The sequence below is a fragment of the Nocardia nova NBRC 15556 genome (genome assembly GCF_001613005.1).
Taxonomy (GTDB): domain Bacteria; phylum Actinomycetota; class Actinomycetes; order Mycobacteriales; family Mycobacteriaceae; genus Nocardia; species Nocardia nova.
This window is the reverse complement of sequence record NZ_BDBN01000001.1, coordinates 62,359-73,826: the sequence shown is the minus strand read 5'-3', so window position 1 is coordinate 73,826 and position 11,468 is coordinate 62,359. Positions and strand designations below refer to the sequence as shown.

Sequence of the window (11,468 nt, the reverse complement as noted above, 5' to 3'; positions counted from 1 at the left end):
GTCAGCTCGGTGTGCTCGAATCGCGGTCGGGTTCGGCCGAGGGCTCGGCGAGCTCGGGCACCGCGTCGACGACCAGACGGCCGGCCACCGAATCGGCCAGCAGCCGAGCCCGATCGGCGTCCATGCCACTGCGCAGTGCGGAATCCAGTACCCGCGCCCGCACCTCCGCGATCTGTTCGGGCTCGAGCGGAGGCAATACCGTCACGGCCTTCGCGCGGCCGAGCCGCTTGCGCAACCAGCGCCGCGCCGCCTGGCCACCGCTGCTGATCGCCCCCTCCGTGAACTGCTCCGCCGCCTTGGTGAGCACGATCCACAGCACCGGGCTCGCCAGCACAGCGACCTCGTCGATGCCGAAACCGAGCAGATCACCACCACTTCTGCGGCGCGCGAGCAGACGCGCCGCGCGGTCGTCGCCCAATTGCCGCAGTCGATCCACCACCGGCAGCTCGTCGGGAGCTACCTCCGCGACGACATCCCGAACCACGGCACCGATCGGAATCGAACCGACGGGCACCGTGTCCCCTACCGCGTCCATCGAATCGCCCTCCCCGCCCGCTCGAACGCGGGATTCTCCGAAATACCTTCCCCCGCAGCGGCAGAACCAAACGGAGGATCTCCGGGTGTCACGGTAACCGGTCCGCGATCTCCGCACACGAAATATCTCCAACCGCTGTGCGCGACGCCGCGCCGACCGGCAGCCGCAGCGCCGTTATTTCCCCGTGAATACCGCGAGGTCGGCGTTCTCGTCGTTCGCATCGCCGTGGGTGAAGGCGGCGATCGCGAAGCCGGGACCGAAGGAGGCCGAGGCGACCTCGGTGCCGTCGTCCGACCATCCCCATTTCGTGCCGATGATCGCGGGAAGATGCGCGGTGCCCCAGTTCTGCGCAGTACCGTCGGCGGCGATCGGGCTCGCGGTGGCCATCCACCGCAGCATGGGCGAACCGGGATCGGTGCGTTGCTTGGCGGCGAGGAATTCGGCTACGTCCCGGGCGCTGGTGTAGGAGTCGCCCCAGAACGAACCGCGTCTGGTGTCGGCCGATCCGAACTCCGCGGCGGTGGCGTCGATGGCGTGGGGGTACTTGGTATCCAGCTCACTGGCGGCGGCACTCTCGGAGAGCTGGATCGCGCGCTGCGCCGCCCGCCGATCCGAGCCGGAACCGTCACCGTGGCGCAGCACGTAGTCGACCAGATACAGCTTGATGATCGACAGGGCGGGCCGGATCTCGTCGAAATTCTCTGTGCCCGCGCCGGTTCCGGGGATCAGTGCGGCCACAGCGAACGAGGTGCGCGGGTTCATCGGAATCGGATCGGATTGCGCGGGTGCCGGACCCGCCGTCGCGACGCCGCCCGCTGTCAACAGAGCCAGCACGAGCGCCACAAGAGTTGTTCGCACGAGTGAGTTCTCCCTCTTGGTCTGACCACCTTCGGTCCGGCCGCGGGCTTCGCCGCGTCGGCCGGGAGGTCGGTGCCGGTGGTGTCGAGCAAGATCACTTCACGTTCGGGCTGAACCGCGGGGCTGCGCATCGATTCCACTACAGTCGGCGGCGGGCTGGGGCCACGCCACGCCGGAGGCGAGTCCGCTCCGGCGCGCCTGCGGCGAATCGTCGCGCGCGAACCGCACAATCGCTGGTCATGGCGATGGGACGCAGAGCCGCACTCGCGTTGCTGGCCGGACTGCCCCTGCTGGCGCCGGGGAGGGCACGAGCGCAGTCGGCGCTACCGGGGATCGGCGCCGATCCCCAGCGGGTGCCCACGCGGTACACCATGACGGCGTTTCGCTCCGACAGTGACACCACCGTGGCCGTATACGAGTCGGCGGATGCGACGGTGTTCACGCCGGTCGCCGAACGCGCGTTCACACCGCGCACCGGATTGGCTCGCGATCCGAGCGTGCTGCTGCATACCGACGGCTGGTACTACCTCACCTACACCGAAGCCCCCGATGCGACCTCGATCGGCCTGGCGCGCAGCCGCGACCGGATCGCGTGGACGGAGCTGGCCTCGGTCCCGATGCTGGTGCCGGGCCGCCTGGAAGGGGCGTGGGCCCCGGAGTGGTATGCCGATGCGGCGGGCCGAGTCGGCATCATCGTGTCGCTGACCTGGGGGCACGGCTTCACCCCGCACCTGCTGATACCGGCGGGCGCGGGACTTTCCGCCTGGGCGCCGCCGATACCGCTGCTCGGCGTCGGCCCGAGCGGTCCGGGTTCGCTGGGCTACATCGACACGCAGCTGGTGCGGTGGAACGGGCGGGTGTACGCGTTCGTGAAGAACGAGGACACCAAACTCGTCGAACTGGCGGTCGCGGACAACCCCTTGGGCCCGTATTCCTTTGTAGCCAAAGGTGATTGGGCCGGATGGGGCGGCCCGCGGGAAGGCCCGTCGGTGGTGCCGCTGCCCGACGGCGGGCATCGCATCTATCTCGACGCCTACACCGAGGACCGCTATCTCTACAGCGACAGCTACGACGGATTTCGCACCTGGTCGGCGCCGGCGGAGCTCCCCGGCCTCTCCGGTGTCGTCCGGCACGGCACGGTGCTGGCCGAATTCAATTCCGCCCCATGAGATCTGCGGGCCGGCCGGATCACTCGTCGTCGTCCGGCGCCCAGTTCTCGGCGGTTTCCCCGGTGGTGAGGAAGATGGTGCGGCGTCCCACTTCCACGGCATTGTCGGCGAAGCGCTCGTAATACCGTCCCAGCAGCGTGAGATCGACCGCGGCCGTGATGCCGTGCGCCCAGTCGTGGTCCAGCACCGCGGCCAGCAGTTGCTCGTGCAGATGGTCCAGCGCGTCGTCCTGGGCGTCGAGACCGGCCGCGTCGTAGGGATCGCCGGTTTCGAGCACCGCCGCGGCGCTCGTGGCGATGGCACAGGCGGTGGAGCCGAGGCGCTCGACCAACGGCCGCACCGGTTCGGGAACGACGTGCTCGGGATGGCGCCGGCGCGCGCTGGTGGCGATATGCCCGGCCAGCGCGCCCATGCGCTGAAGATGACCGGTGAGCTGGATAGCGGTCACCACCCGCCGCAACTCGCTGGCGACCGGGGCCTGCAAGGCCAGCAGGCGCAGCGCTTCCTGTTCGGTCTGCTGCGCCATCTCCTCGACCCGGCCGACGACGTCCAGCGCGGCCTCGGCCTGTTCGATATCGGCGTTCACCACCGCGTAGGTGGCCGCCGAAATGGCCGTCCGGTCCTGTTCACACATCGCATGCAACAACTCGGCGAGCTGCCGCAGATTCGCGTGATAGTCCGACCGCATATCCCGATTCAACCCCAGTGGGACGCACATTGCGAATTTCGTGCCGGACCGCCCGATCGCTGCGAAGTAACCGGAATTCGCGTTCCGGACATTCGATCGCAATCTGCGACTCACCCCAGCCGGTAGTTGTAACTCGCGTAGCGGTGCGAATCCGCACCCGCTTCCTCCCAGCTGTAGCTGTAGGTCCCCACATGCCCCAGCCGGAACGAGCTGTCGGCCATGATCGAGTAGCCGCTGCGCCGCGCTCGCTCACAGAACGCGTAGTCCTCGCCCAAATACCAGGTGTGCTCACCGTCGGGTACCAGCATGGGCAGGAAATACGGGACGGTCGGGCGGTCGAACCGCAGATTGCACACCGGAAGTTGTTCGTGTTCGGCGACGGTTTCGTAGACGTCGCGGTGGGTGAACAGGAATCCGGTGGCGGCGTATTTGATCTCCAGCAATCCCCCGCCCTCACCGAACAGGATGCTCCGGGTTCCGGGCAACACATGGCAGGCCAGGCCGCGCACACCCTTCTTCGCATAGATCCCGCACACGATCGGCAGATCGTGTGCGCGCAACCGGTCCACCGAATCCACATCGAACGCGATATCGGAATCGATCCACATCAGCCCTTCGAATCCGTCGCGCAACGCGTCGGTGGCCATCTGACTGCGTCCCTGATCGATCGCCGCGAATCCCGTGACGGTCCGGACCTCGTAACCACGCTGCTCCAGCCGGGCCAGATTGCGGGCGAAATCCGGTGCGATCGATCCGTGGGTCGGGACCAGGACAACACAGCGCGAGGGCTCCATGCCCGCAGCCTGCCATGCGCGCGAGGGGGCCGCTCGGCGTGGGAAGCGCCCGATCGCCGGATCGCGGCCCTCGTCCCGCCCCCTACGCGGGCAGCGGGTTCTGCCCCAGAAAGCGGTGTCCGTCGGCTGCCCCGGTGCGGACCGCGGTGAATCCGTAGTCGATCAGACGTCGTTCGTACTCGTGCAGCGCGGAACGCCGATCCTTCCCTGCCACAACGGATTCGAGAGTCTCGGCCAGGTCGGCCGCGTCGCGTAGTGCGACGCAGGCGCCGGATCCCGCCGCCGGACTCATGGCGTGCACGGCATCACCCAGCAGGGTGATCGGCGTGGTCGGCCACGCCGGGATCGGCACGCTGGTTCGCAGCGGGAGGGCGAACATACCGGCCGGGTCGCAGGCGTCGACGATCGCGCGAATGCGTGGATGCCAGGTCCGGACCGCGGCGGAGACGAGATCTTTCAGGCGGCCGCCGTCGAGGTCGCGCAGGGACGTTTCCACGGCACCGAACCACTCGGCGCGAGCGCCGAACGAACAGGTCATGTAGTCCGGAACGGACGGCAGGTTCGCGGCCGGCACGAGGCGGGCCGCCGCGGTCGCCGGGTCCTCGGGGAATTCGACGGGCGCGACGCCGACGAAATTCCGGTCCGGGCCGGCGATCATGCTGAAGATGCCGAACATGCTGTCGTCGAACAAGTTCCGCGTCCGCGCGTTCAGCGCGATCGCACCGTAGAGCTGGCGCACACCGGTGTCGACGATCCGGGCATGCGGCAGATACTGCCGGCGCACGACGGAATTGATCCCATCGGCGCCGACCAGTATGTCGGCGCGAACACTGTCGCCGTCGGCCAGACGAACGTCGATCCGATCGCCCTCGGTGCGGTATCCGACGACCGCCTTGCCGAAGACGACGCGGTCGTCGATACCGGTGAGCAGGATGCGGCGCAGCGTCAGGCGGTCGACCGCGTAGGCCGGCTCCGCCGAATCCTGGGCGAACCGTTCACCGAGTTCGGTGTCCAGCACCGTGAATCGGGGTTTCGGGGTGCCCGTGGTGGCGTCGAACAGTGCGCACAGCGACGCGGGCAGCACCTGGTGCAGCGCACGTCGTGCCGCGGCGTCCAGATGCAGCCGGTAGCCCTGACGCCGGGTATCCACGGCGGAATCACGTTCGTACACAACGACATCGATGCCCCGGCGGCACAACCCGTGCGCCAAGGCCAGCCCGCCCAGCCCGGCTCCGGCGACAACAACAGTGAACTTCGACATGACCGAGTCCCTTCGCATGCAACATCATCGGAAGGGACGTACAGGTCACACCTGCGGAAGGTGCGGTGTTCAACGGTTCGCGTCACCGGGACTAACCCATACCCGGCCGGGTCTTCGCACGTCCGGAAGTCAGTCTACGCGGGTGTGGCCCCGCGCAGTCCGGCATCGGCCGCCGCGGCGGTGAGCGGTTCCAGGCCGAAGGCTTCGACCGGCCCGAGGGCGCCGGTGCCGACGAGACCACCGGCGAGCGTGGTGTGCGCGCCCCAGGCGAGGATCGCGGCGGTGAAGTCGTAGGGGTCGACGCCGGCCAGGGTGGCAGAGGACAGGATTCGGCCCGTGGCGTCGCGGGTTTCGGCGACCGACCAGGTGCGCGTCCGGGCCCGGGTGGCCGCATCGGGCCCCCGGTCGAACCCTTGACCAGGGCATTCAAGGCACTCTCGGCCATGTGCTTCACGGGCGCCACCCGGGCGACGGTGTCCGTGACGAGGGAGGTCGCCTGCAGCACACGGGCGGCGCCGCCGGGCATGCCGAGATAGACGTCGGCCTCGCGCAGGTTCGGATGGGCGCGGTGCAGAACGAGGTGTTCCGACCCCGGAATCGAGGCGCCCGTGAGCGCGCGGCCCTCCACCTCGAAGGTGTGCGTCCGGGCCCCGGTTCGCTCCGGCACGATGTCACCGTCGCGAAGGGCGAAGCCGCGCTCGAACAACATGCCGACCATGGATGCGCGGGTGCCGCCGCTGGTGCCGGGGCTGGCGATGAAGTAGCCGATGTCGACTCGGGCGGCGTCCGGCGCGTCGCGCAGCGCGAGGGCGGCGGCCAGATTGCCTGGGACGTAATCGAATCCGAAGGCCGTCAGCAGGGCGACACCCGCCTGGCGCGCGTCGGCGTCGCGATCGAGGACCCGGCGGATGAACGGGCCTTCGCCGGTCGAGTCGAAGTAGTGCGCACCCGCCTCGAGTGCCGCCTCCAGCGCCGGGCCGCCGTACCGCAGGAACGGTCCCACCGTCGTCACCAGCACGTCCCCGCGATCGAGCAGGGCGCGCACCGATGCGGGATCGGCTACGTCGGCCACCGCGGTCTCGACGCCGCCGAGATCGGCCGCGAGCTGCTGTAGCGCGGTGGCGTTACGAGCGGCCAATACCGGCTCGGCGCCGCGATCGAGCAGGGCTCGAGCGGTCAGGCGGCCGGTATATCCGGTAGCTCCGAACAACACGATCTTTGCCATTGCCATCCCCTGTGTCCTGTTGGTCGCCGGCGGTTCGTGCCGGTTCGTCTCGACGTCGGCACCGTAACCGACGATAGGGCCGTCGAGCCGCACCCGGCGGTGGCATATCTAGTCGCCGGGGGCGGCCTGGTCCCGGAACCGTGCCAGCGACTCCCACGACCAGGTGAGCGTCCCGTCGGCGAGGGCGGCGACAACGCCTTCCAGCCACCGTATTTCGGCCTCGGTGACCGCACGCTGATATTCGTCCTCGAGCATGGTGACACGCGGCAGGCCGAACCGCGTGGCCTGCGCGAGGCCGGTCTCGAGCTCGGAATGCTCGGCACGCAACGCTTTCAGCCGGCGCTCCAGTTCTTCGCGGGCCGCGTCGGGACCGAGGAGCATCAGAAACGACAGGGCGGCCGGGAATTCGGGAAATTCGTTGCGGGGCACGGCGAGCATGTCCGTGAGCCAGGCCGTGCAGGCATCGCGGCCCGCGTCGGTGATCTCGTAGACCGTGCGTTCCGGATACTGCTGGTCGCGACCGGTGGTGCGGACCGCCACCAGACCGGCGTCCTGCAGGCGCGCGATCGTCTTGTACAGCTGGGCGCGCTGCCCGACATTGACGACCTTGTCCTTCCCCCACTCCTTGATGCGGCGCTGGATGGCGTACGGATGCATCGGCTCCAGGTGCAGGATGCCGAGCACCGCCATGGCGAGCGGAGATCGCTTGAACCGGTCGGAGGTGGGCATGTCACCCATCCTACTAGGTGCCACCAGACTAGTTTTTGAAAGACTAGTTGCTTCGATACTAGTTTGTGTGTCACTATTGAGAGGCAGGCGAACCCGACCACTGAGATCCGGAAGGACCAGAACAATGACCCTCACGACCGACACCGTCCGCATTCACGCCGATCACGAAACCGCCAAGCGTCTCGGCGATTGGACCCACGCCACCGCCTTCGAGGTGAAGGCCCGTTACGCGAGCGTCGTCATCGACCTGCGCTCGCCGTGGATCGAGGGCGAGGACCCGATCGTCGTCCATGCCGACGTGGACCACGCCATGGTCAAGCTGCTGGTTCCCGACGACGCGGTCGTCGAGCACAGCGACCTGGAGTGGACCGGGCGTGGCCGGGTGAAGGATTTCGCTCGGCCGCAGGATGCCGCCGGCCGAGTCGTCCGGTTGACCGGAACCAGCACCAAGAGCGAGTTCCGCGTTCACCGCGGCGGTATCGCGATCCTCTCGGCACTGTTCAGCCGCGAGTTCTTCGACGATGCCCAGCAGGCACATCGGCAGGGACGCACCCCGACCCTCGCCGACCCGGCCAACGCGCCGCGATGACCGAGGACCGCGCCGGGCGGCGGCAAACGCCCGGCGCGGATCGTCAGCGCGTGAGCGGTTCGATCCGCGCCAATGTGCGTGCGCTGCCGTCGACTTCGAGCTGCACACGCAGCGCGCCCGCATCCCGCCACGCGCGGATCAGCACCTCGTCGGCGCCCATCACCGGCCCGGCGTGTTCGAGAATCACCCGATAGGGCGGCGCCGGTGCGTCGGGGAACCGCGCGAGCGCCTCCTCCACAGCCTCCCAATGGACCGCGTTGTTCACGTGCCCGTAGCGGTCCACATCGGTGACCCGCAGCGGAAACGGACGGAATTCGGCGTCGTCACCGGCCCCCTCCCGCAAGGCGGCCCGCCACCGCAGGCGGTGCTCGACGGTGGCGGCGCGCATCGGCGCCATGAAGCGCTCGGTCATCCGCGCCGGCCGACCGGCCTCGATATCGACGTGAATGAGGAACATCTCGGTCTCGATCAGGCCGCCGTTCTCACTGCGCACCTGGATGCGCATGTTGCACCACCGATTCGACAGGGCGGACGGCCAGCGCCGCAGATGCACCCGATCCCCGAATTCGATGGGCCGCAGCACGTCGATCACGGTCCGCCGCACGATCCACCCCGGATGCAGATCGCCGTCCTCGACCACTTGCAGGTGGTCGTAGCCGATGTCCTGCAGATACCGCGCCACCGCATCGAGCCGCAGCCGCTGGTCCCCATCGGTGTCCCCCAGCCGCACCGGCCACTGTTCGTGAAACGCCCGGCTCTCGTCCGGACACGGCGACAGCGGAAACGCGATCTCGGCCAACCGATCGACAGCGGCACCCATGAACGCTCCTTTTCCCGGGGACCGCGCCAGCGTAGCGATCGAGCCCGGACCCCCGGCGTCAACACGGCGGCACAGGCGCACGGCGACCCCACCTGATCGATCGACGCTACCGATCGGACTGCTGCGTCATCGGTCCGGCCGGGGTTCGCCGAGTTCCTCCGCGAGGATGGGTATGCCGAGGTTGCAGGCGTGGATGCCGAGGACGCTGACCATCTGGAGGACCGTCAGGATCTGTTCGGGTGGCACACCCAAGTCCAGTGCGGCGCGGATGTGCCGGCGCACGCCCGGGGCGTACATGTGGGTGCAGGACGCGTCGATCGCGATGCTCAGCAATTCGACGAATTCCGGTGGAAAGATGTGGCGCGCGATCGGTGTGGCGTTCATGGCCATGAACCGTTCGGTCCATTCCGGGTCCCATTCGTAGAGCTGATCCCACAGCGGGTTCCAGCTTCCGCCGGCCCGCATGCCGTCGACGACCGGTGTGGAAACCGGTGCGGGCGAATCGAACACGATGCCTCCTGAGATGTGGTCGAAGAATCCGGCGGCCGACTACTTGGCGGGTGCGGGCTGTGCGGGGTCCTTGCAGTAGGGCAGCTCGGGCGGGCACGGCGCCAGCACCGTCGAGAAGTACTGGATGGCGGAGAACAGGGTGATGGGCCCACCGGCCAGGATGAGACCGGCCATCGATCCCACGGCGCCGAGCGTGGCGGCGCCCAGGACACAGCCGGCGACGGTGGCTCCGACGAACGGCGCCAGGAGCACGATCACCGGACTGGAGATCGCCGCGCCGACGGCGCCGCCGACCAGGCAGCCGATTCCGCCGCCGATGACCGCGCCCAGTACCGCGCTGACTCCGGCCGCGATGGCGACCCGCTGACCGAACGCGCCCAGCGCCTGTGAATCGCGTGGCGTGAACGATTCCGCCGCCTGCCGGACCGAGACGACATCGCGACGCGCCTGGGTGGGCCGCCCGTTACCGCGGTCCGGGGTGAGTGTCGCGGTGGAGCCGTCGATGCGGGCGGTGATCGGATACGCGATGTCGTCGACGGCGAAGGTCAGCGGTACGGCGGCGACCGGCCGATCCGCACGGTCGGTGAGAATCAATTGATCCGCAACCACTTTCAGCTTGCCGTCCGAAGTCGTCACCAGGGCAGAATCCGCCTGGCGGCCGATCTCGTAGTGCACCGCGGCGCGGTCCGGTTCCGCATGAGCGGTGCCGGTGGTGACGGCGGCGGCGGTGATCCCGAGCGCCGTGATCAGTGCGGGTGTCGTGAATTTCATCGGTTTCCTCATCATCGGTTGTGAACAGCGGCGAGTGTGCGCAGCCCGGCCGGGTACAGGCAGCGACCGGCCACCAGTGCGGCGATCGCGACGAGATAGGCGAGCGGGGCGAGTCGTAGTGCGGCGCTCAGGCCGTAGTGGTCGGCGAGCACGCCGACGACGAAGGGGCCCAAGGCCATTCCGAGCAGACTGTTGGACAGCGTCAGCGTTCCCATCGCGGAGGCGCGGACCGACGAATGGGTCAGGTTGGCCACCATCGCGGCGGTGGGCCCGGAGGAACCGCCCGAGAACCATGCGCCGACGCCGATCAGAATCAGTTGTGCCGCACCGTGTTCGATGCTGAATCCGAGCGTCAGGCAGATCAGCGAGATCGAGCAGAACACGATGGCGGCGAGCCATTTGCGCGACAGGTCGCGGCGGCCGATCCGGTCGGTGACGATGCCGCAGCACACCATTCCGGCGCCGACCAGCAGGACGACACCCGCAGCGGCGACGGCTGCGGTATCCGCCGCCAAACCGTAGACCCGATTGAAGAAGCTCGGCGTCCACGCCAGCAGCACCGCGGCGGCGAACAGCTGCACGCCCCCACCGACGTAGGCGCACAGCACCGCCGGGTTGGTGAACAGCGACGAGACGGGCGCCCGGAATTCGGTGTGCGTCGCCGGTTCGACCGATTCCGCGTCGGCGTGCCGAGCGAGTTTCCGCTCGTCGACCAGCGCGGCGAACAGCGCCGCGAGCAGCAGGCCCACGACCGCCATGGTGACGAACGACCACCGCCATCCCAGGTGTACCGCGATCGCGCCGCCGGCCGCGACACCCAGCACCGAACCGAACGAACCCCCGGCCATGAAGGCACCGCTCAGCGCGGCATGCACCCGCGGCGCGAACACGCCGAGGACCACCGCGATCCCGACACTGCCGTAGGCCGCCTCCCCGACGCCGACCAGGAATCGCGCGCCGAGCATCTGGTGATAGTTCGACGCGAGCGCGCACAGCAGGGTGGCGATACTCCACAGCGTCGCCATCAGCACCAGGCTGCGCACCCGGCCCCAGCGATCGGCCAGCAGCGAGAGAGGGAACGTCAACAGGCCCACCATGAGCGCCACCACGCTGTTCAGTGATCCGAGTTGTGAATCCGTCAGGCCCCATTCGGTTTTCAGGAGCGGAAAGACCGCGCTGAGGACCTGGCGGGACATGTAGTCGGCGAGCAACAGCCCGAAGGCGAGGGCGAAGACCAGCCAGGGGTAGCGCCGCGTACGGCCGGTCGATACGGCCGAGGCCTGCGCGGCGGGAAGCTCAGGGGTGGTGTTCAACTGCATGGGTGCTCCTACGAACGCGGCGGGCGACGCCCGCCGGAGCTGGGGAAGGTGCGGGCGCTGAGGCGCCGAAACGCTCGAGCCCTGTGGCCGACCGGCAACATCGGGCGGCCACCTCGCTGTGATGGAGACAACAGTAGGGGCGCCGGTCCTATCGTGCTTTACTCTCTGGGACACGGATGCGAACAATCTGGGACAGCGAG

General features: G+C 68.6%; 13 protein-coding genes. 2 read left to right on the top strand and 11 right to left on the bottom strand.

The window, feature by feature from the left end; genetic code table 11:
• Position 1: 1 nt before the first annotated feature.
• Positions 2–535: a hypothetical protein gene (locus tag NN2_RS00335; protein WP_063009213.1), complete on the bottom strand. Its 534-nt coding sequence runs from the start codon at positions 533–535 to the stop codon at positions 2–4.
• Positions 536–709: 174 nt separating this feature from the next.
• The gene (locus tag NN2_RS00330; RefSeq protein ID WP_063009211.1) at positions 710–1,393 is read right to left on the bottom strand and encodes a hypothetical protein; all 684 of its coding nucleotides are present in this window, start codon (positions 1,391–1,393) and stop codon (positions 710–712) included.
• A 239-nt stretch (positions 1,394–1,632) separates the two neighbouring features.
• On the opposite strand from NN2_RS00330, the gene NN2_RS00325 reads away from it, so the two are divergent.
• The gene (locus NN2_RS00325; protein WP_245658466.1) at positions 1,633–2,562 is read left to right on the top strand and encodes a family 43 glycosylhydrolase; all 930 of its coding nucleotides are present in this window, start codon (positions 1,633–1,635) and stop codon (positions 2,560–2,562) included.
• Positions 2,563–2,581: 19 nt separating this feature from the next.
• Here the strand turns inward: NN2_RS00325 and NN2_RS00320 are convergent, their stop codons facing one another.
• The 5 genes from NN2_RS00320 to NN2_RS00300 all read right to left on the bottom strand — a co-directional run bounded on the left by NN2_RS00320 (position 2,582) and on the right by NN2_RS00300 (position 7,259).
• Positions 2,582–3,250: a phosphate signaling complex PhoU family protein gene (locus tag NN2_RS00320; protein ID WP_063009441.1), complete on the bottom strand. Its 669-nt coding sequence runs from the start codon at positions 3,248–3,250 to the stop codon at positions 2,582–2,584.
• 110 nt (positions 3,251–3,360) lie between these two features.
• Positions 3,361–4,044, bottom strand: a complete 684-nt coding sequence (locus tag NN2_RS00315) for a hypothetical protein (RefSeq protein WP_063009209.1) — start codon at positions 4,042–4,044, stop codon at positions 3,361–3,363.
• Positions 4,045–4,126: 82 nt separating this feature from the next.
• Positions 4,127–5,305 (bottom strand): FAD-dependent oxidoreductase, encoded by a 1,179-nt coding sequence (locus NN2_RS00310; protein WP_063009207.1) that lies wholly within the window; start codon positions 5,303–5,305, stop codon positions 4,127–4,129.
• Positions 5,306–5,396: 91 nt separating this feature from the next.
• Complete coding sequence (locus NN2_RS00305; RefSeq protein ID WP_245658464.1) at positions 5,397–6,530, bottom strand: saccharopine dehydrogenase NADP-binding domain-containing protein; 1,134 nt, start codon at positions 6,528–6,530, stop codon at positions 5,397–5,399.
• Positions 6,531–6,638: 108 nt separating this feature from the next.
• A complete protein-coding gene (locus NN2_RS00300; protein WP_063009439.1) occupies positions 6,639–7,259 on the bottom strand; it encodes a PadR family transcriptional regulator in 621 nt (206 codons plus the stop codon).
• Positions 7,260–7,383: 124 nt separating this feature from the next.
• On the opposite strand from NN2_RS00300, the gene NN2_RS00295 reads away from it, so the two are divergent.
• A complete protein-coding gene (locus NN2_RS00295) occupies positions 7,384–7,848 on the top strand; it encodes a hypothetical protein (RefSeq protein ID WP_063009203.1) in 465 nt (154 codons plus the stop codon).
• Positions 7,849–7,891: 43 nt separating this feature from the next.
• On the opposite strand, the gene NN2_RS00290 is transcribed toward NN2_RS00295, so the two are convergent.
• The 4 genes from NN2_RS00290 to NN2_RS00275 all read right to left on the bottom strand — a co-directional run bounded on the left by NN2_RS00290 (position 7,892) and on the right by NN2_RS00275 (position 11,268).
• Complete coding sequence (locus NN2_RS00290) at positions 7,892–8,668, bottom strand: acyl-[acyl-carrier-protein] thioesterase (RefSeq protein WP_063009202.1); 777 nt, start codon at positions 8,666–8,668, stop codon at positions 7,892–7,894.
• A gap of 126 nt (positions 8,669–8,794) precedes the next feature.
• Positions 8,795–9,133 carry a carboxymuconolactone decarboxylase family protein gene (locus tag NN2_RS00285; RefSeq protein WP_063009437.1) on the bottom strand — a complete coding sequence of 113 codons (339 nt, stop codon included), beginning with the start codon at positions 9,131–9,133 and terminating at the stop codon, positions 8,795–8,797.
• Positions 9,134–9,217: 84 nt separating this feature from the next.
• On the bottom strand, positions 9,218–9,949 hold the full coding sequence (locus NN2_RS00280; protein ID WP_063009200.1) for a DUF8020 domain-containing protein: 732 nt from the start codon (positions 9,947–9,949) through the stop codon (positions 9,218–9,220).
• An 11-nt stretch (positions 9,950–9,960) separates the two neighbouring features.
• A complete protein-coding gene (locus NN2_RS00275) occupies positions 9,961–11,268 on the bottom strand; it encodes an MFS transporter (RefSeq protein ID WP_063009198.1) in 1,308 nt (435 codons plus the stop codon).
• Between the last annotated feature and the right edge of the window lie 200 nt (positions 11,269–11,468).